28 protein-coding genes are annotated in these 25,043 nt (G+C 74.5%); 17 read left to right on the top strand and 11 right to left on the bottom strand.

What is annotated here, in order from left to right; genetic code table 11:
- Nucleotides 1-27 precede the first annotated feature (27 nt).
- On the top strand, nucleotides 28-1,425 hold the full coding sequence (gene eccD / locus ACN27B_RS12590; RefSeq protein WP_098743903.1) for a type VII secretion integral membrane protein EccD: 1,398 nt from the start codon (nucleotides 28-30) through the stop codon (nucleotides 1,423-1,425).
- Here the strand turns inward: eccD and ACN27B_RS12585 are convergent.
- Nucleotides 1,409-2,581, bottom strand: a complete 1,173-nt coding sequence (locus ACN27B_RS12585; protein ID WP_099162780.1) for a type VII secretion protein EccE — start codon at nucleotides 2,579-2,581, stop codon at nucleotides 1,409-1,411. The two genes, eccD and ACN27B_RS12585, sit on opposite strands and share 17 nt — an antisense overlap.
- A 162-nt stretch (nucleotides 2,582-2,743) precedes the next feature.
- On the opposite strand from ACN27B_RS12585, the gene eccB reads away from it, so the two are divergent.
- The 6 genes from eccB (at nucleotide 2,744) to ACN27B_RS12555 (ending at nucleotide 9,582) form a co-directional block, all read left to right on the top strand.
- Nucleotides 2,744-4,213 (top strand): type VII secretion protein EccB, encoded by a 1,470-nt coding sequence (gene eccB, locus ACN27B_RS12580; RefSeq protein WP_422745069.1) that lies wholly within the window; start codon nucleotides 2,744-2,746, stop codon nucleotides 4,211-4,213.
- A 116-nt stretch (nucleotides 4,214-4,329) separates the two neighbouring features.
- Nucleotides 4,330-4,701: a hypothetical protein gene (locus ACN27B_RS12575; RefSeq protein ID WP_099162782.1), complete on the top strand. Its 372-nt coding sequence runs from the start codon at nucleotides 4,330-4,332 to the stop codon at nucleotides 4,699-4,701.
- A complete protein-coding gene (locus tag ACN27B_RS12570) occupies nucleotides 4,694-5,977 on the top strand; it encodes a WXG100 family type VII secretion target (RefSeq protein WP_422745067.1) in 1,284 nt (427 codons plus the stop codon). The genes ACN27B_RS12575 and ACN27B_RS12570 overlap by 8 nt, the downstream gene beginning before the upstream one ends.
- A 106-nt stretch (nucleotides 5,978-6,083) precedes the next feature.
- Nucleotides 6,084-6,608: a PadR family transcriptional regulator gene (locus tag ACN27B_RS12565; protein WP_099162784.1), complete on the top strand. Its 525-nt coding sequence runs from the start codon at nucleotides 6,084-6,086 to the stop codon at nucleotides 6,606-6,608.
- Nucleotides 6,605-7,288 (top strand): ABC transporter ATP-binding protein, encoded by a 684-nt coding sequence (locus tag ACN27B_RS12560; protein ID WP_099162785.1) that lies wholly within the window; start codon nucleotides 6,605-6,607, stop codon nucleotides 7,286-7,288. The genes ACN27B_RS12565 and ACN27B_RS12560 overlap by 4 nt, the downstream gene beginning before the upstream one ends.
- Entirely contained in the window at nucleotides 7,285-9,582 is a 2,298-nt protein-coding gene (locus ACN27B_RS12555; RefSeq protein ID WP_216642281.1) for an FtsX-like permease family protein, read from the top strand. Before ACN27B_RS12560 ends, ACN27B_RS12555 begins: the two co-directional genes overlap by 4 nt.
- A 50-nt stretch (nucleotides 9,583-9,632) precedes the next feature.
- Here the strand turns inward: ACN27B_RS12555 and ACN27B_RS12550 are convergent, their stop codons facing one another.
- Entirely contained in the window at nucleotides 9,633-10,238 is a 606-nt protein-coding gene (locus ACN27B_RS12550; RefSeq protein ID WP_099162786.1) for a lipocalin family protein, read from the bottom strand.
- A 209-nt stretch (nucleotides 10,239-10,447) separates the two neighbouring features.
- Here ACN27B_RS12550 and ACN27B_RS12545 point away from each other — a divergent pair, with 209 nt between their 5' ends.
- The 5 genes from ACN27B_RS12545 to ACN27B_RS12525 all read left to right on the top strand — a co-directional run bounded on the left by ACN27B_RS12545 (nucleotide 10,448) and on the right by ACN27B_RS12525 (nucleotide 13,438).
- Entirely contained in the window at nucleotides 10,448-10,858 is a 411-nt protein-coding gene (locus tag ACN27B_RS12545; protein ID WP_157779140.1) for a hypothetical protein, read from the top strand.
- Nucleotides 10,859-10,992: 134 nt separating this feature from the next.
- Complete coding sequence (locus tag ACN27B_RS12540) at nucleotides 10,993-11,829, top strand: hypothetical protein (protein ID WP_422745063.1); 837 nt, start codon at nucleotides 10,993-10,995, stop codon at nucleotides 11,827-11,829.
- Nucleotides 11,830-11,869: 40 nt separating this feature from the next.
- The gene (locus ACN27B_RS12535; protein WP_091583148.1) at nucleotides 11,870-12,211 is read left to right on the top strand and encodes a YkvA family protein; all 342 of its coding nucleotides are present in this window, start codon (nucleotides 11,870-11,872) and stop codon (nucleotides 12,209-12,211) included.
- A 43-nt stretch (nucleotides 12,212-12,254) separates the two neighbouring features.
- Nucleotides 12,255-12,668: a pyridoxamine 5'-phosphate oxidase family protein gene (locus ACN27B_RS12530; protein WP_422745061.1), complete on the top strand. Its 414-nt coding sequence runs from the start codon at nucleotides 12,255-12,257 to the stop codon at nucleotides 12,666-12,668.
- A gap of 155 nt (nucleotides 12,669-12,823) precedes the next feature.
- Nucleotides 12,824-13,438: a C39 family peptidase gene (locus ACN27B_RS12525; protein ID WP_099162789.1), complete on the top strand. Its 615-nt coding sequence runs from the start codon at nucleotides 12,824-12,826 to the stop codon at nucleotides 13,436-13,438.
- A 59-nt stretch (nucleotides 13,439-13,497) separates the two neighbouring features.
- Here the strand turns inward: ACN27B_RS12525 and ACN27B_RS12520 are convergent, their stop codons facing one another.
- Entirely contained in the window at nucleotides 13,498-13,680 is a 183-nt protein-coding gene (locus ACN27B_RS12520; protein ID WP_422745058.1) for an antitoxin, read from the bottom strand.
- A gap of 129 nt (nucleotides 13,681-13,809) precedes the next feature.
- Between ACN27B_RS12520 and ACN27B_RS12515 the strand changes: the two genes are divergently transcribed.
- Nucleotides 13,810-14,934 carry an AI-2E family transporter gene (locus ACN27B_RS12515; protein WP_099162790.1) on the top strand — a complete coding sequence of 375 codons (1,125 nt, stop codon included), beginning with the start codon at nucleotides 13,810-13,812 and terminating at the stop codon, nucleotides 14,932-14,934.
- 2 nt (nucleotides 14,935-14,936) lie between these two features.
- Here ACN27B_RS12515 and ACN27B_RS12510 read toward each other — a convergent pair whose 3' ends face one another.
- Entirely contained in the window at nucleotides 14,937-15,599 is a 663-nt protein-coding gene (locus ACN27B_RS12510) for a dienelactone hydrolase family protein (RefSeq protein WP_091583165.1), read from the bottom strand.
- Nucleotides 15,600-16,067: 468 nt separating this feature from the next.
- Here ACN27B_RS12510 and ACN27B_RS12505 point away from each other — a divergent pair, with 468 nt between their 5' ends.
- From ACN27B_RS12505 to ACN27B_RS12495, 3 genes are all read left to right on the top strand, one after another.
- On the top strand, nucleotides 16,068-16,460 hold the full coding sequence (locus ACN27B_RS12505) for a MerR family transcriptional regulator (RefSeq protein ID WP_099162791.1): 393 nt from the start codon (nucleotides 16,068-16,070) through the stop codon (nucleotides 16,458-16,460).
- Complete coding sequence (trxA, locus tag ACN27B_RS12500) at nucleotides 16,430-16,777, top strand: thioredoxin (protein WP_099162792.1); 348 nt, start codon at nucleotides 16,430-16,432, stop codon at nucleotides 16,775-16,777. The genes ACN27B_RS12505 and trxA overlap by 31 nt, the downstream gene beginning before the upstream one ends.
- A gap of 62 nt (nucleotides 16,778-16,839) precedes the next feature.
- Nucleotides 16,840-17,019 (top strand): hypothetical protein, encoded by a 180-nt coding sequence (locus ACN27B_RS12495; RefSeq protein ID WP_091583174.1) that lies wholly within the window; start codon nucleotides 16,840-16,842, stop codon nucleotides 17,017-17,019.
- A gap of 45 nt (nucleotides 17,020-17,064) precedes the next feature.
- On the opposite strand, the gene ACN27B_RS12490 is transcribed toward ACN27B_RS12495, so the two are convergent.
- From ACN27B_RS12490 to ACN27B_RS12475, 4 genes are all read right to left on the bottom strand, one after another.
- A complete protein-coding gene (locus ACN27B_RS12490) occupies nucleotides 17,065-19,437 on the bottom strand; it encodes a glycoside hydrolase family 65 protein (RefSeq protein ID WP_098743918.1) in 2,373 nt (790 codons plus the stop codon).
- Nucleotides 19,434-20,186 (bottom strand): beta-phosphoglucomutase family hydrolase, encoded by a 753-nt coding sequence (locus ACN27B_RS12485; RefSeq protein WP_099162793.1) that lies wholly within the window; start codon nucleotides 20,184-20,186, stop codon nucleotides 19,434-19,436. The genes ACN27B_RS12490 and ACN27B_RS12485 overlap by 4 nt, the downstream gene beginning before the upstream one ends.
- 48 nt (nucleotides 20,187-20,234) lie before the next feature.
- Nucleotides 20,235-20,702, bottom strand: a complete 468-nt coding sequence (locus ACN27B_RS12480) for a DUF4442 domain-containing protein (RefSeq protein ID WP_422745054.1) — start codon at nucleotides 20,700-20,702, stop codon at nucleotides 20,235-20,237.
- Between the two features lie 66 nt (nucleotides 20,703-20,768).
- Nucleotides 20,769-21,497 (bottom strand): TetR/AcrR family transcriptional regulator, encoded by a 729-nt coding sequence (locus ACN27B_RS12475; RefSeq protein WP_253865989.1) that lies wholly within the window; start codon nucleotides 21,495-21,497, stop codon nucleotides 20,769-20,771.
- A gap of 30 nt (nucleotides 21,498-21,527) precedes the next feature.
- On the opposite strand from ACN27B_RS12475, the gene ACN27B_RS12470 reads away from it, so the two are divergent.
- On the top strand, nucleotides 21,528-22,640 hold the full coding sequence (locus ACN27B_RS12470) for an FAD-dependent oxidoreductase (RefSeq protein ID WP_422745051.1): 1,113 nt from the start codon (nucleotides 21,528-21,530) through the stop codon (nucleotides 22,638-22,640).
- 3 nt (nucleotides 22,641-22,643) lie between these two features.
- Here the strand turns inward: ACN27B_RS12470 and ACN27B_RS12465 are convergent, their stop codons facing one another.
- The 3 genes from ACN27B_RS12465 to ACN27B_RS12455 are packed head-to-tail and all read right to left on the bottom strand — an operon-like array spanning nucleotide 22,644 to nucleotide 25,014.
- Complete coding sequence (locus tag ACN27B_RS12465) at nucleotides 22,644-23,708, bottom strand: ABC transporter permease (protein WP_422745049.1); 1,065 nt, start codon at nucleotides 23,706-23,708, stop codon at nucleotides 22,644-22,646.
- Nucleotides 23,705-24,613, bottom strand: a complete 909-nt coding sequence (locus tag ACN27B_RS12460) for an ABC transporter ATP-binding protein (protein WP_422745047.1) — start codon at nucleotides 24,611-24,613, stop codon at nucleotides 23,705-23,707. Before ACN27B_RS12460 ends, ACN27B_RS12465 begins: the two co-directional genes overlap by 4 nt.
- Nucleotides 24,610-25,014, bottom strand: a complete 405-nt coding sequence (locus ACN27B_RS12455) for a GntR family transcriptional regulator (RefSeq protein WP_422745045.1) — start codon at nucleotides 25,012-25,014, stop codon at nucleotides 24,610-24,612. Before ACN27B_RS12455 ends, ACN27B_RS12460 begins: the two co-directional genes overlap by 4 nt.
- Nucleotides 25,015-25,043: the final 29 nt, after the last annotated feature.

Here is a 25,043-nt window from a genome sequence, read left to right as displayed (position 1 = left end):
TCGTAGGGCGAGCACGAGGAGGCCACAGTGGCGACGAAGGCGGCGACCGGCGGGCTGAGCCGGATCACCATCGTGGCGCCGCGCACCAGGATGGATCTGGCGCTGCCGTCCGACGTGCCGCTGGCCGACCTGCTGCCCACGCTGCTGCGCTACGCCGGCGAGGACCTCGCCGACGAGGGTGTGCGGCACGGCGGTTGGAGCCTGTCCCGGCTGGGCGGGCAGCCGCTCGACGGTGGCCGCACCGCCGCGCAGCTCGGCGTCCGCGACGGTGAGGTGCTCTACTTCAACCCCCGGGCCGCCACCGCACCCGAGATCGTCTTCGACGACGTGGTGGACGCGGTCGCCACCTCCACCACCCAGCGGGCCGGCGCCTGGCAGGTGGGCACCACGCGCTCGTTCGCCGTCCTCCTCGCCGGGTCGACGCTGGCCGCGGGCGCGGTCGCGGCGCTGTTCACCGGGCCGCCGCAACTCCCCGGCGCGCTGGCCGCCCTGGTGGTCGCGGTCGCCCTGCTCGTCGGCGCCGCCGTGCTGTCCCGGGCGGCCGGCGACAGCCGTACCGGTGCGGTGCTGGCCCTGGTCGGCGTCGGCTACGCGGCGGTCGGCGGCCTGCTCGTGCTCGCCGGGGACCGGCCGCTCGACGACCTGGCCGGCCCGCACGTGCTGCTCGCCGCCACCGCGGTGGTGGTCTTCGGCGCGGTGGCCGCGCTCGCCGTCGGCGACCGGCTGCCGCTGTTCCTCGGCGCGGTGGGCGTGGGCGCGGCCGTCGGTCTCGGCGCGGTGCTCAGCCTGGCCTTCGGCATCGGCGCGGCGGCCTCGGCGGCGGTGGTGGCGACGGTGGCCTTCGGCGCGCTGCCCGCGCTGCCGATGCTCGCCTACCGACTGGCCCGACTGCCGGTGCCGTCGATCCCGACCGGCCCGGAGGACCTGAAGACCGACACCGAGTCGGTGGACGGGCCGTCGGTGCTGCGCGACAGCGAGCGCGCCGACGGATTCCTCACCGGCCTGCTCTGGACCGTCTCGCTGCTGGTGCTCGGCGGCGAGGTGGTGCTCGCGCTCGACGGCCGGCTCCCGGCCGTCCTGCTCTGCCTGGTGCTGGCCCTGCTGTCACTGCTGCGGGCGCGCCCGTTCCTCGGCCGGGGCCAGCGCACCCCGGTGCTGCTCGCCGGCACCGTCGGCCTCGGCCTCACCGCCCTGGCGGTCTTCGCGGCCGGCTCGACGCCGGTCCGGCTCGGGCTGGTCCTGGGCGGCCTGACCGTGGTTGCCGTGATCAGCCTGGTCTACGGCCTCACCGTGGCCGGCAAGCGGATCTCCCCGGTCTGGGGCCGCACCCTCGACATCGTCGAGATCCTGCTGATCGTCGCGCTGGTGCCGCTGGCCGTCTGGGTCTGCGGCATGTACGGCTGGATCGTCAACCTTCGACCGTGACGGTGCCCATCGCGGTGCCGACCGGCGCGGTGGCGTAGACGCCGGGGCCGTGCTGGCCGTCCAGCGGGCGGGCCGGCACACCGGCCCGCCGGGCCATGTCCCGCACGACCTTCACCAGCGCCTCGGCGTGCCCGTCCATGGCCGCCACGCGCAGCAGCGGCGGGACCCGCCGGCCGCCGGGGAGCACCACGGCCGCGACGGTGTGCGAGGGCGCGGAGGTCGAGGTGACCGCGTCCACCAACGCGCCCAGCGAGCCGGTGGGGCGGACCCGCAGGGCCAGGCAGCGCTGGGTCCAGCCGCCCCCGCGCAGGCTGGTCCAGGTCTCGACCGGGGACTCCGGCGCCAGGTCGAGGCCGGCCCCGGAGACCACCGCCGCGTGCAGCTCGTCCCGGCCGAGCACCCGGTGGCCGAGGCCGGCGGCGGTGAGCGCCTTGCCGAGCCGGCCCACCCCGGCCGCGACCGTGCGGTGCACGCCGCGCAGGCCGCCGCCACGGCTCACCGTCTCGGCGCGCGCGTCCCCCACCGACAGTCGCAGTGCCACCCACACGGTGCGGTGCGCCGCGGGCGGCGCGCCGGGAGCCGGGTACCAGACCAGGGTGTGCGAGACCACCTGGGTCTGGGTGACCGGGCCGGTGAAGTCGGCCAGCACGGCGAGCGCCCGGTCCACCGTCGACGCCTCGATCGACCCGGCGGGCGCGCCGGGTCGGCCGGTCAGCGCCAGGGCGGCGAACCAGCCCCGGTCGTCCTGCCCGATGCCGAGACGGGTGCCGCGTTCGGTCAGCTCCACCACGGTCAGCTCGGGGGCGAGCGCGGCCAGCCGCGGGTCACCGCCGGGCACCGCGCCCCGGGACCGGTCCCGACGTCGACGCAGCCGGCGGCGGAGCATCAGGTCCTCGTACCACCAGCGGCCGCCCCGGCGGGCGAACGCGGCCACCACGGCCAGCAGCGCCAGCCCGGCGACCACGGCGAGCAGCCAGGTCGGGCCGGCGGTGGCGAACCAGACCGCGAGCGCCGCGCACTCCACCACCACGAGCTGGCCGACGACGACCGGACCGAGTCGGCCGCGCCGGCGCCGGTCCGCCGGGGTGACCGGCCGGTCCGCCGGCACGGCGGGGGCGGTGGCCGTACGACCGGGTGGCGCCTGGAGCTGCGTCATCGGTGAGCGTCCCTTCTGGACATCCTGGGCATCCGCCGGCGGGGTGCGTCGTCGGGTGGCGGACGGGGTCCCGGCAGACCCCCGACGGCCCCTTATCGTAGGGAAGCCCGCGGCGCTGTTCGGACCTGATCGCCGCGGACCCACCCCCGCCGGAGGTTAGTCATGCGGACCCGCCGCGATCAGGTGCAGGCGTACCGCTTCGTCACCCGCCGCATCGTCTCCGCGCTGCTCTCCGGCGACCCGGAGACCAACGACCTGCCGATGCGCCGCCTCGGCATGGCGGTGTTCGGCAGCGTCGTCGCCGCGGCCGTGGTGCTCGGCGGCGTGGGCGCGTACGGGCAGCTCACCAGCAACTCCGCGCCGCTCGAGGCGAACACCGTGGTGATCGAGCGGGAGACCGGCGCCACCTACTACTTCGGCGAAGACCAGGTGCTGCACCCGACGCTCAACTACGCCTCGGCCCGGCTGATCGTGAACGACGCGTCGGCGACGGTCCGCACCATGTCGCAGGCCTCCATCAAGGACCGGCCGCGGGGCCGGATGGTGGGCATCGTGGGCGCGCCGGACGACCTGCCGGACCGCAAGTCCCTGGTCGGGCTGCCGTGGTCGATCTGCGACGTGCCCGACCCGAACGACCCGCAGCGCTCCACCACCCGCCTGGTGGTCGACCGCCCACTGCCCGGCGGCACCCCGCTCACCGACCGGGCCGTCCTGGTCCGCACCAGCGACGCGCGCTACCTGCTCACCGGTGGCGCCCGCCTGCGCGTGGTCGGTGACGAGCAGGCGCTGGTGGCGTTGCAGATGGCGGGTGCCACCAACCTCACCGTCGGGCAGCAGTTGCTCAACGCGGTGCCGGTGGGCCCGGCGCTGCGCAAGCCCGCGATCGACGGGGACGGCGGGCCGAGCGGGCTGACTGTCGCCGACCGGCCGGCCCGGATCGGTCAGGTCTACCAGGCCGCCGGCCAGTACTACGTGCTGACCCGGCAGGGTCTGGCCACGATCCGGGAGGTCACCGCCCGCCTGCTGCTCGGCGGCGGGGGCACGGTGACCGAGATCACGGCGGACGAGGCGGGCCGGCTCCTCACCGACCAGCGGCTGGACGCCGACGGGCTGCCGGCCCGGACGCCGACGCTGCACGACGTCCGCCCCGGGCGCACGGTGCTCTGCGCCACCTACCGCTCGGGGCCGGCCGGTCAGCCGCCGACCACCACGCTGGAGGTCTTCGACTCGCCGCCGGCCGAGCTGGCCGGGACGACCGCGATGCCGGCACGGCAGGGCGCCCGGGACGCCGTCCGCACCGCCGAGAGCGTGCTGCTGCCCGGCGGAAAGGGCGTGCTCGTGCAGGCGACGGCCGGCGAGAGCGGCAAGCCGGCGGCCGGCTCGACGATCTACCTGATCACCGCGCAGGGGATCCGCTACCCGCTCGGCGCCGCCGGGGGCGACGCGAGGAGCGCGCTCGGCTACGGCGACGTGACCCCGCTGGCGGTGCCCGCCTCGCTGCTGGCGCTGGTGCCGACCGGCCCGACGCTGGCCCGGCAGGACGCGTTGGCGTACTTCGATGCGGCGGACACCCCGACGGCCGGCGCGACCCCCTCGACGGGCGGCGGGGCGGCCCAGGTCCAGGGCGGTTGAGCGAGGGGCGACAGGTCCGAAGTGGAGGAGGGCGACGACGGGTCGCCCGGGTTGGTCCGGTTCGACTAACCTGAGCATGGCCAACGGTTCCGGACGATGACTACGGGGATGCAGCCATGACGGGGCGCACGACAGTCGACGTACTGTCCTTGGAGGACTTTCACCAGCGGCTCGAGCGACGTCTGCACGAGGCGGAGTCGGTGTTGCGCAAGCTCAACACCGAGATGCAGTGCCGCCCGCCGGCACTCGGCACGTTCGCCGACGCGACCGACAACTCCCGTCGCTACTCCGAGACGCACCAGAGCTACGTCAACCACGTCGATCGACTGCGCCGGGCGATCCTGGCCGCCCGCGAGGCGACCCACACGATCATGACGAACTACAAGACCGCCGAGGCCCGCAACGCCGCCGTCGCGGCCGACGTCGCCGCCGCCCTCTCCGGGCTCAACGAGGCGATGAAGCAGCCGAAGGAGGATCCGCGTGTCTGAATACACCCAGCGTTACGAGCACGTCAGCCACGAGGAGCTCTACCAGGGCGTCAACGCCGGCGACCCGTTGCAGATCGAGGGCCTCAGCGCCCAGTGGACGTCGCTCAAGGGCACCCTCGACGATCTCGGTCGCGACCTCGCCGCCGACCTGGACGCGCTGGCGAAGACCTGGACCGGTGACGCCGCCCGCGAGTTCCACCGCCGGCTCGACATGGTGGTCGGCTACTCCGGCAACCTGGCCGAGGGCATGACGGGTGTCCGACAGGGCCTCGACATGATGGCCGTCGAGCTGCGCACCGCCCAGGCCAAGGCGGAGAGCCCGGAGAAGACCGACGACAACGACAAGCTGCTCTCCGGCGCCGGCAAGGGTTTCCTGATCGGCGGTGCCCCCGGCGCGCTGATCGGCGGCATCGTCGGCCACCAGCAGGACGAGGCCGAGCAGGAGAAGGCCCACCAGCGGATGGTGCAGGTCGTGGCGAAGCTGGCCGAGGGCTACGACTTCTCGGCGTACGGCCGGATCGTGGTGCCGGAGCCGCCACCCGACGACTTGTTCCGCCATCCGGGCGGCAGCGATCCGACGCTGCAGCACGGCCCGTCGGTGCGGACGCCGTCGGCCGGCCCGAGCCTGGGCAGCTTCGGCCCGGGCGCGAACGGCACCGCGACCACCTCGGGCGTGCACCACACCGCCCCGACCAGTGGCACCCCCGGCGACGGCGGCCCGGGCGGCGACGTCCCCGGCGGCCACCCCGGCACGGGCGCGCCGGGTTCCGTGACGACCGGCGGCACGGTCGACCCGACCGGCACCTCGCTGGCCGGCGCCGGCCCGCTCACCGCCACCACCGGCGGTCCGCAGATCGGTGGCGGCCCGGGCTTCGGTCCCGGCAGCGCCAACCCGACGATGACGGCCGGCGGGGGCGGCGGCACGCTCTACGGCGGCCCCGGCGTGCTGAGCACCGGCTCGTTGGCCGGGACGGGCCCCACGAACGCGGCGTCCTCCGGGCGACTCGGCGGCGTGCCCGGCGCGGAGAACCGCTCGGCCGCCGGCACCGGGCGGCTCACCTCCGGTCGCGGCCTCACCGTCGACGGCGAGGGCAGGTCCACCGGCCGCAGCGCCGGCGCCACCGGACGGCCCGCCATGGCCGGCCGCAACGGCGTGCTGGGCGGGCGCGGCGCCGACGACGACGAGTCGGAGGGCCGGCTGACCTGGCTCACCGAGGACGAGATGGTCTGGGGCGACGGCGGGTCGGCCCCGCCGCCGGTGCTCGGCGGCATCTGACCCGGACACGGACGAACGGCGCGGCTCCCCCGGCGGGAGCCGCGCCGTTCGCTGTCGGACGGGCAGGTATACCTAGAGCGTATACATACTGTGTATAGTCCCGGTCATGTCGATCGGTCACACCTTCCTCGGGCTGCTGCAAGCCAGCCCACGACACGGCTACGACCTGAAGCGGGCCTACGACGAGCGCTTCGGCCAGGCCCGTCCGCTCGCCTACGGGCAGGTCTACTCCACGCTGTCCCGGCTGCTGCGCAACGGACTCGTCGAGGTCGACTCCGTCGAGCCCGGCGAAGGCCCGGAGCGCAAGCGGTACGCGATCACCGAGGCCGGTGTCACCGACGTGGGGCGGTGGCTCGCCCAGCCGGAGAAGCCGGAGCCCTACCTGCACAGCGTGCTCTACAGCAAGGTGGTGCTCGCGCTGCTGACCGGCCGCCCGGCCGCGGACCTGCTCGACGTCCAGCGCGCCGAACACCTGCGGCTGATGCGGGAACTGACCCGGCGCAAGACCCGAGGCGACCTGGCCGACCAGCTCGTCTGCGACCACGCACTGTTTCACCTGGAGGCGGACCTGCGCTGGCTGGAGCTGACCGCGTCCCGACTCGACCAGCTGGCCCGGGAGGTCGGCCGATGAGCGCGGACGCACTGCTGGTGGCGGAGGACCTGCACCGCTCCTTCGGCCCGACCCCGGCGCTCGCCGGCGCGTCGCTGGCCGTCGCGGCCGGTGAGGTGGTGGCCGTGATGGGGCCGTCCGGGTCCGGCAAGTCGACGTTGCTCCACTGTCTCGCCGGAATCGTGCCGCCGGACACCGGCCGGGTGCGCTACCGGGGCGCCGACCTGACCGCCATGTCGGACGCCGAGCGCAGCGCCCTGCGCCGCCGGGAGTTCGGTTTCGTCTTCCAGTTCGGGCAGCTCGTACCGGAGCTGACCTGCCTGGAGAACGTCGCGTTGCCGCTACGGCTGGAACGGGTCGCCCGGCGTGCGGCGGAGCGGCGGGCCCGGGAGTGGCTGGACCGTCTCGAGGTGGCGGACGTGGCCGGCAAGCGGCCGGGTGAGGTCTCCGGCGGTCAGGGGCAACGGGTCGCGGTGGCCCGGGCGCTGGTCACCGCACCCCGGGTGGTCTTCGCCGACGAGCCCACCGGCGCGCTGGACTCGCTCAACGGCGAGCGGGTGATGCGCCTGCTCGCCGGTGCCGCCCGGGAGACCGGAGCGGCGGTGCTGCTGGTGACGCACGAGACCCGGGTGGCGGCGTACTCCGACCGGGAGGTGGTGGTCCGCGACGGCCGGACCCGCAGCCTGGAGCAGGTGGCGTGACCGCGACCGTGCCGCGCCGACCGGTCGGCGCCGGCCTCGGCGACCTGTTGATGGGCGCGCGGATGGCGGCCACCGGCGGGCGTTCCGGATGGACGCGCACGCTGCTCACCGCGCTCGGCGTCGGGGTGGGCGTGGCCATGCTGCTGCTCGCCGCCGCGGTGCCGGGGGCGATCGACAGCCGCGGCGAACGCACCACCGCGAGGAGCGAGCCGTTCGTCGACGCCGCACCGCCCGCCGGTCCGGACACCCTGCTGGTCCTGCACGCCGACAGCCAGTTCCGGCAGCGCACCGTGCGGGGCTGGCTGGTCCGCCCCGAGGGCCCGGACGCTCCCGTGCCACCCGGCCTGACGGCCCTGCCCGGCCCGGGTGAGGCGGTCGTCTCACCGGCGCTGCGTGCCGTGCTCGACTCGCCGGACGGGCCGCTGCTCGCCGCCCGTCTCGGCGGCGCCCGGGTGGTCGGCGTCATCGGCGCCGACGGCCTCTCCGGCCCGGACGAGCTGGCCTGGTACGCGGGCCGGGCCGACCTGACCGAGGAGTGGGCGGGCCGCGTGGACCGGTTCGGTGGTGGCGGCCAGGGCGAGGAGCTGGGTCCCACGCTCAACCTGCTGGTGGTGGTCGTGTTCGTGGTGCTGCTGCTGCCGGTGGTGGTGTTCCTCGGCGCCGCCGTCCGCTTCGGCGGCGACCAACGGGACCGACGGCTCGCCGCCGTCCGGCTGCTCGGCGCCGACCACGGCATGGTGCGGCGGATCGCGGCCGGGGAGGCGACCGCCGCCGCGCTGCTTGGCCTGGTGGTGGGCGGCGGGCTGTTCCTCGCCGGCCGGCAGCTCGCCTGGTTCGTCTCGTTCGCCGACTACAGCTTCTACCCGGCGGACCTGCGACCGGCGGTCCCCCTGGTGGCGCTGGTGGTGCTGGCCGTGCCGGCGCTCGCGGTCGCGGTGGCGCTGCTCGCGCTGCGCCGGGTCGCCGTGGAACCGCTCGGCGTGACCCGTCGGGGTCGCCCGGCACGCCGCCGGCTCTGGTGGCGGCTGCTGCTGCCCGTCGTCGGGCTCGGGCTGCTCTATCCGTCGACCGGGTCCGGGCCGGCGCCGACCGCCGACTGGCGGATCGCGGCGGGCGCGGTACTGCTGCTGGCCGGCACCGTCACGGTGCTGCCGTGGCTGGTCGACCTGGTGGTGCGGCCGCTGCGCGGCGGCCCGCCGGCCTGGCAGCTCGCGGTACGTCGGCTCCAGCTGGACAGCGCCACCTCGGCCCGCCTGGTGAGCGGGGTGGCGGTGGCGGTGGCCGGCACGATCGGGTTGCAGATGCTGATCGCCGGCGTGCAGGACGAGTTCCGTCGGCCGTCCGGTCAGGACCTCACGCGCGCCCAGGCGATGGTGAACCTCCCGGCTGTCGCCGATCCGCGCGCCGCGCTGGACCGGCTCGCCGCCGTCGAGGGAGTGACCGGCAGCGCGGCCACGCTGTCCACCGCCGCCGCCCCGGCGGGGAACACGAACCCGAACGCGGTCGTGACGGTACGGATCGGCGACTGCGCGGCCCTGGCCGAGTACGCCGAGGTGGACGGGTGCGCGGACGGCGACGTGTTCCTCGCCCGCTCCGGCGACCCCGAGGCGGGCGTCGAGCCCGGCGGCCGGATCCGCCTGGACGAGGACTGGACCATCCCCGCGGCGACCCGGATCGTGCCCGCCCGCACCGACCCGACGGGTGGCCGGGCGCAGTCCGCGCTGCTGCTCACCCCGACGGCCGCCGCCGGCCTGCCGGCACGCCACCTGAACGCCACCGCGCTGCTCACCTTCGACCCGGCCGACCGGGACGCCGTGGAGCGGGTGCGCGCCACGGTGGCGGCGATCGATCCGCCGATCGGGCAGGTGCTGGAGTTCCGGGCGGTGCAGGAGGACCCGGGCTTCACCAAGGTGCGGACCGGGCTGACCGCCGGCGCCGTGATCACTCTGCTGCTGCTGGGGATCAGCCTGCTGGTCGGCGTCCTGGAACAGCTTCGGGACCGGCGACCGCTGCTGGCCGCCCTGGTCGCGGTGGGCACCCCCCGACGGGTGCTGGGCTGGTCCGTGCTCGCCCAGACGGGCGTACCGGTGCTCGTCGGTCTGGTGCTCGCGGCCGGTGTCGGTACGGTGACCGGCGCGGTCCTGCTCGTCATGGTCGGCGCGCCGGTGGTGCTGAGCTGGCCGGTGGTCGGGCTCGGCACGAGCCTTGGCGCGGCGGTCGTGGTGCTGGTGACGGCGGCGAGCCTGCCGGTGCTGTGGCGGCTCACCCGCCCGGACGGCCTGCGGGTCGAGTGAGTTGACGACCCGCCCGGCAACCCAGGAGCCGGGCGGGTCGTCGTCACCGGTCAGCAGAAGGCGCCGGCCCGGGCGCCGCCGTCCTGTCGGGTGGTGCGGAAGTCGCAGAGGTCGTAGCCGTTGTCGGCGAGCGTCGCCTTGACGTCGGCGAGCTGCCCCGCGTCCAGCGACGGTTCCCGGGACAGCACGAATCCGCTGCTGCGGTCGGGGTCGCCGACGACCGCCCAGCGGTAGTCGGGGTCGAGCCCGATCACCACGTAGTTCGGGCCGCCCAGGTAGATCCACCGACCGCCGAGGTTGATGAAGGAGACGGTCAGCGCCGAGTCGGCGGGCGGATTCTCGCTCCGCGCGCGTCCGGTGACCGTGCTGGTGGTGCCGACGATCGTCCGGCAGGTGTTGCGGACGCCGACCGTGCCGTCGGCCTGGACGTCGTACCGGGCCTTGACGTTCTTGAAGCACTGGATCTCGAACCACTGCGGGATCGCGGCCACCTGGTACCAGTCGCCCGCGTACCGGTTCACGTCGACGTCGGCCACCGGGCGCAGCGGCCCGGTGTCGACAGCGGTGGCCGCGGCCTGTGCCGGGGTGGCGCCCAGTGCGGTGACGGTGGCGGCCAGCGCGGCGACCAGCGCCGTCGTGGTGCGGCGTGCTCCCATGGCTTCTCCTCGCGATCGGGGGCTCGACGGCGGAAGTGTGCCCGACCGGGACGGCGGAAAACTATCGACAATGTCATCCTCGTCGATGCATCCGGCGGGGCGTCCCGGAGCGAAGAAGAAGGTCCGTCCACAGCGACCCGTGGGCCGGCTCACGTAACCCGCAAGATCCTCGAGCTGCGGGAGTCGGCATCACCCGATAGGTTGAGACGGTGCTGCCCGTAGCGTTCACCCCGTCCACCTGGACGGCGACGCTGCGCCGGATCGCCCGCACCGCCGTGGCCAGCCTGGTGCTCGTCGCCGGCCTCCAGGGGCTGACCGCCGCGCCCGCCCCGGCCGCGCCCGCGCGGTCCGCCGTCACGGCGGTCGAGGCGTCCCCGACCACCGCCGTCGGGCCGGCACTCGCCGCGCCCGCGGGTTTCGCCGCCGACGCCGCCACGGCCCTCGCCGCGCCGGTCGCCGCCGAGACCGCCCCGCGCTCCGTCACCTCCCCGACCACGGGTCCGGCCGTCGCCGACCCGTCCGCCGACGCGGCCGTGCCGGTCGTCGCGGCAGTCGGGGTCCTGGCCGCCACCGAGCCGGGTCGCGCCGCGATCGCCCGGCGCGGGCCGCCGCGCGCCTGACCGGACCACCCCTCCGGTACGCCCCGACACGCCCCGCCCTGCCGCGCGTCCCGTCGCGTCAACCGCGACGCACCCCGCCCGGCCTCCCGGGCCCCAACCGTCGATCGTCGAACGTTCCACCCGAGGTGCTGGTGATGCAGACCGTCTTCTCCACCGTCCTGCCGGACGTCCCCGCCGCCGCCGTGATCTGGCTGGCCCTGCTCGCGGTGGCGGCCGTCGTGGTCGCCGCGCTGGTCGTCCGCCCGACCCGGTTCCGTTCGGTGTTCGGCGAGCGGATCAGCGAGGCCGCCCGACCGAGCAGCATCGACCTGGCCGAGCAGGCCCGCGAGCGGGCCCGGGAACGCCGCCGGTACGCGGCCGAGGTGGCCGTGGCCGCGTCCCGCGCGGCGACCACCGCCGAGCGGAGCCGCACCGAGTGGCTGGCCGCCCAGGACGAGGCCGAGGAGGCGTGGCGGTCCTGGCAGGCGGCGGAGAAGGACGTGGACCGGCTGGCCGCCGCCGCGGCGCTGCCGCTGCCCCGGACCGCCCGCACCCCGGCCGAGTACGCGGACCGGGAGCGCTGGCTGCACCGGGCGGCGCTCGACGCCCAGTGGCGCAAGGAGATCACCGTGCGGCAGCTCAGCGACATCCTCGGCGGGAACGGCTGGGATCCGAGCCGGCACCCGGTGGAGCAGGAACTGCTGCTGCGTCGCCTGGTCCGGGACAACCTGGCCGCCCGCCACCGCGCCGCCACCGAGCGGGAACAGGCCGCCTGGCGGGCCGCCGAGACGGCCGCGGCCGCCGCGCGGAGCCTGCGCGAGGAGGCGTTCGCGGCGTTGCACCCGGTCGCCGAGCCGCAGGCCGCACTCTCCATCGTGGGCTTCGCCGGGCCGGAGACGACCCGGGAGCTGCCGACCGGGGCGGTGGGTGCCGAGATCACCCGGGAGCTGAGCCCGGTGGCCCGGGGCCGGGCGGCCGTGGCGGCGTACTGACCGTCGGGCGGCGCCGGCCCGGCTCGGCTAGCGTGGTGGTGTGTCCCGTGAAGCCTGGGTGCTGGTCGCACTCGCCGCCGTCGTCGCGGCGGCAACGCTGGTCGGGGCGGTGCTGCTCGCCGTCCGGGTGGTCCGTACCCGCCGCATGCTCGGTGCGCTCGGCGCCGGTGGCAAGGTCGCGTTCTACGGCGCGTTGATCTACACGATCCTGCCGGTGGACCTGCTCCCCGACCCGATCTACCTGGACGACATGGGCGTGCTGGCCGGCGCGCTGTTCTACCTCGGCCGGCTGGCCGCGAAGCACCGGGCGGCGCAGCGCGCGGCGGGTCCCGCCCCGGCCGCCACACTGCCCGCCCCGCCGGGTGCCACGCCGCGTCGATGACCGATCATCAGCTCGACAGGAGCACGGCGAGCGAGGAGACGGCATGCCCGGCGACCACCGGTTGGATCCGCACGACCAGCGGGTCGCCCGCTTCTTCGCCGACCGGCACCTCGCCACGCTGACCACGCTGCGGGCCGACGGCACCCCGCACGTCGTACCGGTCGGGGTGACCTTCGACCCCGGTGCGGGCCTGGCCCGTGTGATCACCTCGGGTGGTTCGGCGAAGGCGCGGCACGTGGCGGCGGCCGGCGCGGCCGGCATGCCGGTGGCGGTGTGCCAGGTCGACGGCCGCTGGTGGCTCACCGTGGAGGGCCGGGCGGTGGTGCGCCGCGACCCGGGGTCGGTGGCCGAGGCCGAGCGCCGGTACGCCGAGCGTTACCGCACGCCGCGCCCGAATCCCGAGCGGGTGGTCATCGAGATCGCGGTGACCCGACTGCTCGGCAGCCTGCCCGACTGAGGCCCGGGCGCGTCGTCTGTCCGGTTCCGCCGTGGCCCCGACCACGGCCGGAAATGGGCGACCGAGCAGGGCGGTTGCACTCTCCGTACGCCGAGCGCCACTCCCGGTGCCGCGTCTCCCCGACCGGAGCGTCGACCCCCGAATGGAGCCTCGCCATGAACCCGATCATCCGTAGGTGCCTGCTCTCCGTCGCCGGCCTGGCCGCCGCCGGCAGCGCCGTGGCGGGTCCGGCCGCCGCCCACGCCGCCCCGGCCCCGGTGAAGGGCAAGGGCGACCGCAGCGCCGACTTCGAGTACCAGGCGCAGCCGAACTTCTTCTACTGCGGTCCGGCCTCGACCCGGATCGCGCTGTCGGCCGAGGGCAAGGACGTCAGCCAGGACGAGTTGGCGGCCAAGCTGGGCACCACCGAGAACGGCACCGACTCGGCCATCGACATCACCCGGGTGCTGAACGAGTACACCGGCGGCAAGTACAAGACCACCGAGATCCGCGACGACGTGGCCACCCGGGAGCAGGTCGAGCGCCTGCGCGCGGACATCCGGGCCGCCGTGGACGCGGACCGGCCGGTGGTGGCGAACATCCTGGGCGGCGCGCGGGACGTCGACGGGGTGGAGCACAGCTACCCGGGCCACTACCTGACCGTCGTGCGGTACGAGGACGACGGCGACACGGTGCTGATCGCCGACCCGGCCCGACCGGACGAGCCGACGTACTGGATGGACGTGACCGAGCTGGCCAACTGGATCGCCGGCCGCGGTTACAGCTCCTGACCACCGGACCCGAACGGGCCGGCCTCCGCGTGGAGGCCGGCCCGTGATCCGTCGTGTGGTCAGCGGCCGGTGTCGCCCTCGCCGGTGCGCTGCTGCGCCATGTCGACGCCCTTGTCGATCTGCTGGTCGTACTCGCCGCCGGTGCGCTGGTCGGCCATGTCGCCGGCCTTGTCCAGCCCCTTGTCGACCTGCTCGTCGTGCTTGTCGGCGAAGTCCTTGGCCTTGTCCATGAAGTCGCTCATGTCGGTTCTCCCTTCGGTACGTTGAAAGCCTTCCCTGGGGCCGGGGGCACAAACACCGGACGGGTGGTCACCGCCCGGGTGTCGGATTCGCGCGCGTCGGGTACCAACGGCCACGATCGAGGAGGCGACGTGGACGACGACGCTGGTACCACCGGGCCGACGCGGCCGGCCCCGACGACCGGCCCCCGGCAGACCTGGGCCGGCCTGCCCTGGCCGGTACGCACGGCGGTCACCTGGAGCGCCTGCCTCCTGGTGATCGCGGCCGGGCTGTGGCTGCTCGGGAAGGTCGCGGTGCTGCTGGCGCCGCTGGCCGTGGCCCTGGCCGGCACGCTCTTCCTGACCGCGCTGCTCGACCCGGTCCTGGTCCGGCTGCGCCGGCTGCGGGTGCCGGCCGCGCTCGCCGCCCTGCTCTCCATCCTGCTGCTGCTCGGCGTCCTGGTCGGCGTCGGCGCCCTGGTCTGGAACCTCACCGCCAGCCAGTTCGGCGAGTTGAGCCAGCAGCTCGACGAGGGCCTGCAACGCAGCCGCGACTTCGTCACCTCCACCCTCCCGGTGAGCGACCAGCAGCTCGACCGGCTGGTCGAGCAGGTTCGGCAGGGTTTGAGTGGCAGTGCGCCCGACCCGGTCGCGGGTGCGCGCAAGGCGGCCGAGGCGGTCGGCTCGCTGCTGCTCGGGTTGGTGCTGCTCTTCTTCCTGCTCAAGGACGGCCGCTCGATGTGGCACTGGGTGTTGCGCCGGATGGCCGGTCCGCGCCGCGACCTGACCGCGAAGGCGGGCCGGGCCGGCTGGCGGACGCTCGGCGCGTACAGCCGGGGCACGATGATCATCGCGGCGATCGACGCCCTCGGCATCGGGCTGGCGCTGGTCGTGCTGCGCGTCCCGCTGGCGCTGCCACTGGCCCTGATCACGTTCCTCGGCGGGTTCGTGCCGATCATCGGCGCCACCGTCGCCGGCGCGGTGGCGGTGCTGGTCGCGCTGGCCGCCAACGGTCCCACCACGGCGCTGCTCACGCTGGCCGCGGTGATCGCCGTGCAGCAGATCGAGGGCAACCTGCTGGAGCCGCTGGTGATGCGGCGGCAGGTGCAGCTGCACCCGGCGGTCATCCTGGTCGTGGTCACCGCCGGCACGCTGGTCGCCGGGGTGGCCGGCGCATTCGTCTCGGTGCCGATCGCCGCCGTGCTCTGGCGGGTGCTGGACACCGTGCAACGGCACCGCTCCGGCGAGGTCACCCGCCGGGCCGAGGCCACCGGCTGACGTCAGGCCGGGTGCGGCTGGCGCAGGTGGGTGACGAACCAGGCGCCGGCCTGGTCGGCCACCTGCTCCAGCGTGCCGGGCTCCTCGAACAGGTGCGTGGCGCCGGGCACGATCCGCAGCTCCGCCACTTCGCCGAGCGCGTCCCGGGCCTGCTCGTTGAGCACGATCACCTGCTCGTCCAGCCCGCCGACGAGCAGCAGCGTCGGCGCGCGTACCGCCGACAGGGAGCTGCCCGCCAGATCCGGCCGGCCGCCCCGGGAGACCACCGCGCCCACCCGCTCGGGTCTGGTCGCGGCCGCGACCAGGGCGGCGGCCGCCCCGGTGCTGGCGCCGAATAGCCCGATCGGGAGCCGCCCGAGTTCCGGGTCGGCACTCATCCAGTCGACGATCCCGGCCAGCCGCTCGGCGAGCATCCCGATGTCGAAGCGCAGCTCCGCGGTGACCTCGTCGCGCGCCTCCTCGTCGACGGTCAGCAGGTCCACCAGCACGGTGGCGAGCCCGCGCGCGTTCAGCGCCTGCCCGACCGCGACGTTGCGCGGACTGTGCCGGGAGCTGCCGCTCCCGTGCGCGAACAGCACCACCCCGCCGGCCCCCGAGGGCACCGACACGTCCCCCACCAGCCCACCCTCGACAACCGGTACCGAAACCTCACGCACACCCCTCACCCCCGGTCCCCCATACCCCCCTCTCCCGCGATCATGAGGTCGACCCTCAGCTCCGCCGTGCGGCGGCGGCCCGACTCCGCATCGAACCTGACGTGGCCCGCGACCGGGCCGGGCTGCCCGGCTCGGACGAGGACAGGGTTCGCACCGCCTTTCGAGCTGATAGCACGAACGACTCGCGGCGGGACCCGACTCGCGGCCGGCCCTCGGCCCACTGGCCACATGCCGACGGCCCCGGCTCGCGCGGCGACACGTCACCTCCGACCGATATACCGCTGGGTCATGAAAATGACTCAGCGGTATATCGGTCATTCGGCGATCGCCCTACGAGCTCGCTACTGACGGTGACCGCGCATCCCCACCTTGCCGTGCGCAGGGCAGGTGACGCGTCCTGTCGACTGGTCGGCGGGGTTGCCTTGACGTCGGCGGCAAGGTTTAGCGTCGGCACCAGAGACGGACGGGGGAACGCCCATGCGGATCGGTGAGCTGGCGGAGCGGGCCGGTACGAGCGCCCGGACCCTGCGCTACTACGAGACGCAGGGGCTGGTCCGGCCGCGCCGGTCGGCCAACGGATACCGGGTCTACGACGAGGCGGAGCTGCGCGTCGTGCACGAGATCCGCTCCCTGCTGGCGATCGGGTTCGGTCTGGACGACATCCGGCCGTTCGTCGCCTGCCTGCGCGCCGGCCACGACTCCGGCGACGTCTGTCCCGACTCGGTGGCCGTGCTGCGCCGCAAGCTGGCCGAGGTGGACGACTACCTCGACCGGCTCGGCCTGGTCCGCCGCCGGCTGCACGACCAGCTCGCCCGCGCGATCGCCCATCGGGAGGAAACATGCCTCAGGACACGCAGACCGGCCGGTTGACGGCGGTCACGGACGCCACGTTCGCGACCGCCGTGCTGGCCGCCGACCGGCCGGTGGTGGTCGACTTCTGGGCCGAGTGGTGCCCGCCCTGCCGGGTGGTGTCGAGGCACCTGGCCGAGCTGGCCGAGGAGTTCGGTGACGCGTTGCGCTTCGTGACCGTCAACACCGACGAGAATCCGGCCACCACGCGGGCCTACCAGGTGATGTCCGCCCCGACGATGCTGGTCTTCCGCGGCGGCGAGGTGGTCGGCTCCATCGTCGGTTCGCGGCCGAAGAACCACCTCCGGCAGAGCTTCACCGGTCACCTGGACGGTTGAGCCGCCGCCGGGCGGGAACCCGCGGGGTGACCACGGACCCCGACCGATCGCGAGGATCTCCGATGGCGAAGAAGGACAGGTCCCGGGAGCGGGAACTCAGCGACCAGGAACGCCGTAAGCAGGAGTTGGAGCGCTCGCCGGAGTGGGCCGACCGCGCCGCCGTGGCGCGTACCTCCGACGACCCGCGCGCGACCGCGCCGCGGGACGCCGGCGGGCGTCCGTCCAACGGCCCTCAGTTCTGAGGTACGGGCACCGGGCGGCCCCGCCGACAAGAACGGTGGGGCCGCTCAGCTCAGGTGTTCCGGCAGGTGCATCAGCGGAGCCCGACCCTGCGGCTGTTCCGGCTGCGGGCCGGACGGGTGGGCCGGCGGCACCGGCACGGTGACCGGTCGGGCGCAGGTGACCCGCAGCGGCTGGCCGTGGTGCAGCAGGTCCAGCACCGTGTCGGGGCCGCCGTTGCGCAGCGAGTAGGTGGTCTGGTGCGGCCGGACGTCGACCCGCAACCGCATGGACCGCCACTGGAGCGAGAACTCCAGGCGGCTGAGCCGGCTGGAGAGCCGGGGCGTGAAGGAGAGCGTCCCGTCGTGGTCGCGCAGCCCGCCGAAGCCGGCGACGAGCGCGATCCAGGCGCCGGCCAGGGACGCCATGTGCACCCCGTCGCGGGTGTTCTCGTTGAGGTCGTGCAGGTCCATCAGCGCGGCCTCGCGCAGGTAGCGGTGGGCCAGCTCGGGGAAGCCGACCTCGGCCGCCAGCACCGCCTGCGTGCAGGCGCTCAGCGACGAGTCGCGGACGGTGCGCCGCTCGTAGTAGGTGAAGTTGCGCAGCTTCTCGGCGGGGCTGAACGCGTCGCCCCGCCAGTGCATGGCCAGCACCAGGTCGGCCTGCTTGACCACCTGCTTGCGGTACAGGTCGAAGTACGGGTAGTGCAGCAGCAGCGGATACTTCTCCGGCGGCGTGTGCTCGAAGTCCCACTCCTGCAACCGGGTGAAGCCCTCCACCTGCTCGTGCACGTCGATGTCCGCGTCGTACGGGACGTGCATGTCGTTCGCGGCGTCCCGCCAGGCGGCGGCCTCCTCCTCGGTGACGCCGAGGTCGAGCGCCTGGTCCCGGTAGCGCATCGCGCAGTCGGCGGCGGTGAGCAGGTTCCGCTGGGCCATCAGGTTGGTGTAGACGTTGTCGTTCTTCACCGCGGTGTACTCGTCCGGGCCGGTCACCCCGTCGATGTGGAACCGGCCGGCGCGGTCGTGGTGGCCGAGCGACCGCCACAGCCGGGCGGTCTCCACCAGCAGTTCCAGCCCGATCTCCCGTTCCAGCGCCTCGTCGCCGGTGACCAGCACGTAACGGCGCAGCGCGTCGGCGATGTCGGCGGCGATGTGGAACGCGGCGGTCCCCGCCGGCCAGTACGCGGACGACTCGGGCCCCTCGATGGTGCGCCACGGGAAGGCGGCGCCGTCGAGGTTGAGGGTGCGGGCCCGCTCCTGCGCCTGGGCGAGGGTGGCGTAGCGCCACTGCAACGCGTCCCGCACCGCGCCCGGCTGGGTGTACGTGAGCACCGGCAGCACGAACATCTCGGTGTCCCAGAACGCGTGCCCGTCGTACCCGGGGCCGGTGAGGCCCTTGGCGGAGATCGGCCGCCGTTCCGCGCGGGCGCCGGCCTGGAGCACGTGGAACAGCCCGAACCGGACGGCCTGCTGGACCTCCGGGTCGCCCTCCACCCGCACGTCGGCGGCGTCCCAGAACGTGTCCAGGTATTCCCGCTGCGCCCGGCGCATTCCGTCCCAGCCGTCGAGGCGGGCGGAGGACAGCGCGGCGCCGACCTGGTCGCGCAGCGCCGGCAGCGACCGGCGGCTGGACCAGCCGTACGTCAGGTACTTGACCACCCGCAGCTTCTCGCCGGGCTTGAGCACGCAGCCGATGGTGGTGCGGACCCAGTCCTGGTAGCCCTCGGACTCGATGGTGGTGCGTTCCGGGCCGTGCACGTCGTGCCCCATCGCGGCGGCGACCCGCAGGCCGCTGACCTTGGTGCGGTGGATGAGCAGGCCACCGTCGTCGGTGGTCAGCTCCTCCTCGGCCTGCAACGGCGATTCGAGGACGGCGGCGACCCGGGGGTCGCGGCTCTGCGGCGGCAGCGACTCGTTCGCCACCAGCTCGGACTGGAGGATCAGCCGCAGCGGCCCGTCGACCGCCTCCACCTCGTAGTTGATCATCGCGACCGAGCGGTGGGTGAAGGACACCAGCCGGGTGCTGCGGACCTTGACCTCGCGGCCGGCGGGTGAGCGCCAGTGCACCTCCCGCTGGAGCGTGCCGGCGCGCAGGTCGAGGACCCGCTCGTGGGCGAGCAGCTCGCCGTAGCGGACGTCGAGCGGCTCGTCGTCGACGAGCAGCCGGATCAGCTTGCCGTTGGTGACGTTGACGATGGTCTGCCCGGACTCGGGAAAGCCGAAGCCGGCCTCCGCGTACGGCAGCGGACGCAGCTCGTAGAACGAGTTCAGGTAGGTGCCGGGCAGGCCGTGCGGCTCCCCTTCGTCGAGGTTGCCGCGCAGGCCGATGTGCCCGTTGGAGAGCGCGAAGACCGACTCGGACTGGGCCAGCACGTCCATGTCGAGGCGCACCTCGCGGATGTGCCAGGGCTCGACCGGGTACGCCCGCTCCCGGATCACGCGGCCGGCTCCGGGGCGAGCAGGTCGGCGAGGTCGGTGACCACCACGTCGGCGCCGTGTGCGCGCAGCTCGTCGGCCTGGCCGACCCGGTCGACGCCGACCACGTACCCGAAGCCGCCGGCCTTCCCGGCGGCCACTCCGGCGAGCGCGTCCTCGAAGACGGCGGCGTTCGCCGGTTCGACGCCGAGCAGCCGCGCGCCCTGGAGGAACGTGTCCGGGTGCGGCTTGCCCCGCAGCCCGCGTTCGCGGGCGACCACCCCGTCCACCCGGGCCTCCAGCCAGCGGTCCAGCCCGGCGGCGTGCACCACGGCGGCGCAGTTGGCGCTGGCCGAGACGACCGCCCGGCGCAGCCCGGCCCGGGTCGCGGCCTCCAGGTAGCGCACCGAGCCGTCGTAGACCTCGACCCCGTCGTGCTCGATCCGTTGGAGCAGCACGACGTTCTTCCGGTTGCCGATGCCGTTGACGGTGTCCGCTTCCGGCGGGTCGTCCGGCGCGCCCTCGGGCAGCGTGATGCCGCGTGAGGCCAGGAACGATCGCACGCCGTCGGCGCGGGGCTTTCCGTCCACGTACCGGTTGTAGTCCGGTCCGCTGTCGAACGGGCGGAACGGCTCGCCGGTCTCGGCCGACCGGCGTCGCAGGAACGCGTCGAACGTCTCGGCCCAGGCGGCGTTGTGCACCTTGGCGGTCTGCGTCAGCACACCGTCCAGATCGAAGAGACACGCGGTCACGTGCGCGGGTAGGCCCAGCATTGCCTGAATCTATCCAGGCCGTCGGCCGGGCAAACCCGATTCACCGGCTCAGCGGTTGGGGCGCAGCGTCCAGGTGACGGTGAGTGCGGAGGTGACGGTGCCGTCCTCGGTGCCGATCTCCACCTCGACCGGGAACTCGGGCCGCGTGCCGCCGTCCAGCTCGGCCAGCACGTCGGCGGGCGGACGCCCGAGCCGCGCGGTGGCCCGCACCGGCCCCATCGCCACCTTGAGGTAGCGGATGGTCGCGGTCACGGCCAGGGGTACGGCCCGGTCGAGCACCTGCCCGAACGCGGCCAGGACCACCGCACCGGAGGCGGTCTCGCCCAGCGTGAACATGGCGCCGGCGTGCGGGCCGCCCACGTGGTTGCGGTGCGCCGGGTCGTCGGGGAGGCGGACCACGGCCCGGACCCCGCCCTCGGCCTCGGGCGCCACCTCGACGATTTCGATTCCGAGCGTGCGGGCGAACGGCACGGCTTCGAGGAGACCGGCCGCCACCTGGCGAGAGTCGATGGACATGCCCGAACGCTACTCGCCAGTAACAACACGGGCAAGCCCGGCCCTCCGCTCCTTCGGTTCGGCGGATCAGGCCGGGTGCTCCATGCCGGCGACGCCGTCCAGGACGGTGGTCAGGTTGCGGTGGAAGGTGTCCTCGGCGTCGAGGTGGGCGCCGTCGACGACGAGACGGGCCACGGTGGGATAGCGGCCGGTGTCGAGCATGCGGGTCAGGTAGGGGCCGTGCGCGGCCTGCCAGGCGGACAGGTCGGCGCCGGTCGCGCGGGCGGTGCGCCGCTCGGCGATCTCCCGGCGGAGCGCACCGACGAGGAACGCGTTGAGCGCGCCGAGGGCCCGCTGGAGGTCGTCCACGTCGCGTACCCCCGGGGCCTGGCTGAGCGCCGCGGCGGTCGTCTCGGCCACGGCGAGCGCGTGCGGCCCCAGGTGGGGCCGCGCGCCGAGCAGGTCGGGGAACCATTCGTGGTCGAGCGCGGCGGCGCGGGTCCGGCGCATGACCGCCAGCACCGTGTCGCGCCACCCGGCGTGCCGGTCGGCGTCGGCGATCTGGGCGTAGACGGCGTCGACCATCAGGTCGAGCAGTTCGGACCGGTTCGCTACGTAGTCGTAGAGCCGCATCGGCCCGACGCCCAGCTCCTTGGCCAGCTTGCGGACCGACAACCCTTCCAGGCCGGCCGCGTCGGCGAGTCGGACGGCGGCGTCGGCGATCTGCGCGCGGGTCAGTGGCACCGGCGTCGCCCGCGGCCGGGGCTCGGGCCGTTCCCAGACCGGCAACGGCACGCTACCGTACGGTGTATCCACGAAATACAGTGTACGGCAAGGGAGGCGCGGATGCGCATCGCGATCGTCGGCGGCGGCCTGGGCGGCCTGACGCTGGCCCGGATCCTGCACCGGCACGGCATCGGCGCCGTGGTCTACGAACGTGAGGCGACCCGGTCCGCACGGGCCCCGGGCGGTTCGCTCGACCTGCACCCGGAGTCGGGGCAGCGGGCCCTGGCCGACGCGGGGCTGACCGAGCGCTTCCGGTCCGAGGCGCGACCGCAGGGCGAGGAACACCGCATCCTCGACCCGGCCGGACGCACCCTCGTGCACCACAGGCCGGATCCGGGCTCCTTCGCCGGCCGCCCCGAGATCGACCGCGGGGCGCTCCGGGACCTCCTGCTCGACTCGCTCCCCGCCGACGCGGTGACCTGGCACCGGCGGCTCGTCGCCGTGTCGCCGCACCCCGCCGGCGGCTTCGGGCTGACGTTCGACGGCGGCCACCGCGCCGACTGCGACCTCCTGATCGGCGCGGACGGCGCTCGCTCGGTCGTCCGGTCGCTGCTGACCGACGCCACGCCGTCCGCCATCTCCACCCTGGTGGAGCTGACGATCCGGGACGCGGACCGGGACCACCCGGAGGTCGCCGAGATGGTCGGTCCCGGCAACCTCTGGGGCATGGGCGCGCGGCAGGTCCTGTCCGCGCAACGCCTCGGCGACGGTCGCATCCGCGTCGGCGTCTCGCTGCCGGCGGTGGGCCACCCGGCCGGGGCCTATCGCAGCAAGCGCGCCGTGCTCGACCTGTTCGACGGCTGGCACCCCCGCCTCACCGCGCTCATCGACGCCGCGGACGACCCGCCGACGCCCCGCACCATCGAGGCCATGTCCACCGACATCCGCTGGGCCCACCGCCCGGGCGTGACCCTCATCGGTGACGCCGCGCACCTCCTGCCACCGGTCGGCGAGGGCGCCAACCAGGCGATGCGCGACGCCGCCGACCTCGCCGCCCGCCTGGTTGCCGCACCCGCCGACCCCGACGCGGCGCTCCGGGCGTACGAGGAGGCGATGTTCGCCCGGATCCGCCCGATCGCCGAGATGTCGGCTCGGGTGCACGCGATGATGCTGTCCCCCACCGCCGCCGACGACATCGTCCGCTTCTTCACCCCGCGCCCCACCGGGACCTGAGGGTCAACCCGCGCTGAGGTCGGTGCGGCGGACGAGCCACCAGACGACCAGGAGCGCCAGCGCGGTCAGGCCCAGGTAGCCGCCGGCGACGATCAGGTGGAACTCGGGGATCCGGCTGCCCGGCTGGTATTGCAGGTGCTGCTGGAGGTGGTGCTCGGCGAAGCAGACGAACGTCCGGCCGGTGCCGTTGTCGGGCGGGCAGAGCTGTTGCAGCTCGACGCCGCTCAGCTCGCGCCCCGAGGCGTCGAACGCGCCGGACGGCCCGTCCAATCCATAGCTGATCAGCCCACCCTTGACGACCAGGGCGTTGTCGCGCAGCACGTCGAGGTTCGGCCCGCCGATGGGCCGGTGCGCGGACAACGGCTCCCTCAGGGTGGGATAGCGCCACTTGACCAGGTAGGTCAGGCCGACGAAACCCGCCGCCACGGCGAACACGGCGGGGAGCGTACGCCTGATCGCGGCGCCGAGTGCGACGCCGACCGCGAACCAGCACAGGCTGATCACGGCCGGCAGCATCGCGGTGTTGATGAACGGCCCGTGCTCGAACAGGCTCACCGGGGCGACCAGGGCCTGGAGTCGCTCCAGGCGGTCGCTGACGACGGCGACGGCACTGGTCACGGCCGCCACGAACAGGCCGAGCACTGTCAGCCTGGTCCACAGCCAGCGCTGCGGGGAGACGTCCTGACTCCAGGCCAGCAGCAGGGTGCGCTGCTCGTGTTCCCTGGTCAGCACCGGGACGCCGACGAACGCACCGATCAGCAGCGGCATCCACTGCACCACCAACGACAGGGCGGCCAGGGTCATGACCAGGGGGGACGATCCGCCGAGCCGCCGGCCCTGCGGCGAGTCCTCCGGGCAGAACGTCTCGTGGCACTGGTGCCACAGGCTGGTCAGCTCCACCGACAGGTAGGTCATCCAGCCCACCAGGACCGCGGCCAGGACCAGCGTGCCGATCAGGGTCCAGCGGTGCTGACGCCAGGTCAGCCAGAGCAGACCGCGTACGCCACCGGCGTACCCCAGGTCGTCCTGGCGGTTCGTGGCGGCGGACGCCCGGGTCACCTGGCTCATGCGGCTGCCTCCCGCTCGTGCGGCGCCCGGGACGACGCCCGGAGGTAGGTCAGGATCAGCTCGTCCAGGGCGACGGGCTGGACGGTCCAGCCGGGTGCCACGACGGCGTGCGCCGTCGGTGCCGCCGGCCGCCGGAGGACGAAGGTGGACTGGCGTTCGGTGTGCTGCGCCTGGACCACAGTGCCCGGGCCGGGTGGTTCGTCGGCGCGGGGTCCGGTCATCCGGACGTGGCCGTCGAGGAGGTCCTCGACGTCGCCGGTGAGCACGGGCCGGCCCGCGTCGAGCAGCAGCAGGTGGTCACCGACGCCACTCAGCTCGGCGATGATGTGGGTCGACAGCATGACGGTCATGTCGTCGTCTGCGGCCTCCGCCATCAACTCGCCGGTCACCTCGGTGCGGGCCACCGGGTCCAGGTTGGCGAGGGGTTCGTCCAGCAGCAGCACCGCCGGGCGGGAGCCGAGCGCGACCGCCAGCGCGACCTGCGCCCGCTGCCCACCGGAAAGCTTGCCGCAGCGCCGGTCCAGGGGGACGTCGAAGCGCCTCAGCCACGACAGCGCGCGCCGCTGGTCCCACACGCGGTTGGTCGACCGGCCGAAGCGGAGCATGTCCGACACGGTGAAGTCGCGGTAGAGCGGCTTGTCCTGAGCCAGGATCGCGACCCTGCTCCCCCCGTCGGTGGACCGGCCCCGCGCCACCGGCCGGCCGTGCACGAGCAGCGTGCCGCCGGTCGCCGACAGGGTGCCGGCGATGATGCTCAGCAGCGTCGACTTGCCCGCGCCGTTCGCGCCGACCAGCGCGACGATCCGGTTCGTCGGCAGCGCGAAGTCGCACTCCCGCAGCGCCCACACCGCGCCGTAGCGCCGGCTCAGGTCGCGGGCCTCGACGGCGACCGGCTGGCCGCTCACGCCGCGCCCTCCCTGTTCCGGAGCGCCGCGTTCTCCCCGATCACCGACGCGAGCAGCGCCTGGACGTCCTCGTCCTCCAGGCCGGCCTCCCGGGCCTGGCCGAGCCAGCGGGCCAGGCTGCCCCGCAGGCGGGCCATGACGTGCGGATCCGCGTGGCCGAGCGTCCCGCTGACGAACGTGCCCGCGCCCTGCCGCGCCTCCACCAGGCCGGACAGCTCCAGCTCCCGGTAGGCCTTGAGCACGGTGGTCGGGTTGACCGTGCACGACGTCACCACGCTGCGCACGGTGGGGAGTTGGTCCCCGGGTCGCAACGTCCCGATCCGCAGCGCGTCGCGGACCTGGCGGACCAGCTGGGCGTACGCGGGGACGCTGCTGGACCGGTCGACATGAAAGTTGATCACCCTGGTGACCCTCCGTCAGATTGTTATGG

This window comes from Micromonospora sp. WMMD754 (assembly GCF_049315235.1).
GTDB lineage: Bacteria > Actinomycetota > Actinomycetes > Mycobacteriales > Micromonosporaceae > Micromonospora > Micromonospora sediminicola.
This window is presented reverse-complemented; position numbering and strand designations above follow the sequence as displayed.

Bases quoted from the DNA above. Each gene is read 5' to 3' on its own strand.
- ACN27B_RS12585 (WP_099162780.1), bottom strand. From the start codon at position 2,581: ATGACGCAGCTCCAGGCGCCACCCGGTCGTACGGCCACCGCCCCCGCC.
- eccB (WP_422745069.1), top strand. From the start codon at position 2,744: ATGCGGACCCGCCGCGATCAGGTGCAGGCGTACCGCTTCGTCACCCGC.
- ACN27B_RS12575 (WP_099162782.1), top strand. From the start codon at position 4,330: ATGACGGGGCGCACGACAGTCGACGTACTGTCCTTGGAGGACTTTCAC.
- ACN27B_RS12565 (WP_099162784.1), top strand. From the start codon at position 6,084: ATGTCGATCGGTCACACCTTCCTCGGGCTGCTGCAAGCCAGCCCACGA.
- ACN27B_RS12560 (WP_099162785.1), top strand. From the start codon at position 6,605: ATGAGCGCGGACGCACTGCTGGTGGCGGAGGACCTGCACCGCTCCTTC.
- ACN27B_RS12550 (WP_099162786.1), bottom strand. From the start codon at position 10,238: ATGGGAGCACGCCGCACCACGACGGCGCTGGTCGCCGCGCTGGCCGCC.
- ACN27B_RS12540 (WP_422745063.1), top strand. From the start codon at position 10,993: ATGCAGACCGTCTTCTCCACCGTCCTGCCGGACGTCCCCGCCGCCGCC.
- ACN27B_RS12530 (WP_422745061.1), top strand. From the start codon at position 12,255: ATGCCCGGCGACCACCGGTTGGATCCGCACGACCAGCGGGTCGCCCGC.
- ACN27B_RS12525 (WP_099162789.1), top strand. From the start codon at position 12,824: ATGAACCCGATCATCCGTAGGTGCCTGCTCTCCGTCGCCGGCCTGGCC.
- ACN27B_RS12520 (WP_422745058.1), bottom strand. From the start codon at position 13,680: ATGAGCGACTTCATGGACAAGGCCAAGGACTTCGCCGACAAGCACGAC.
- ACN27B_RS12505 (WP_099162791.1), top strand. From the start codon at position 16,068: ATGCGGATCGGTGAGCTGGCGGAGCGGGCCGGTACGAGCGCCCGGACC.
- trxA (WP_099162792.1), top strand. From the start codon at position 16,430: ATGCCTCAGGACACGCAGACCGGCCGGTTGACGGCGGTCACGGACGCC.
- ACN27B_RS12495 (WP_091583174.1), top strand. From the start codon at position 16,840: ATGGCGAAGAAGGACAGGTCCCGGGAGCGGGAACTCAGCGACCAGGAA.
- ACN27B_RS12485 (WP_099162793.1), bottom strand. From the start codon at position 20,186: ATGCTGGGCCTACCCGCGCACGTGACCGCGTGTCTCTTCGATCTGGAC.
- ACN27B_RS12480 (WP_422745054.1), bottom strand. From the start codon at position 20,702: ATGTCCATCGACTCTCGCCAGGTGGCGGCCGGTCTCCTCGAAGCCGTG.
- ACN27B_RS12470 (WP_422745051.1), top strand. From the start codon at position 21,528: ATGCGCATCGCGATCGTCGGCGGCGGCCTGGGCGGCCTGACGCTGGCC.
- ACN27B_RS12465 (WP_422745049.1), bottom strand. From the start codon at position 23,708: ATGAGCCAGGTGACCCGGGCGTCCGCCGCCACGAACCGCCAGGACGAC.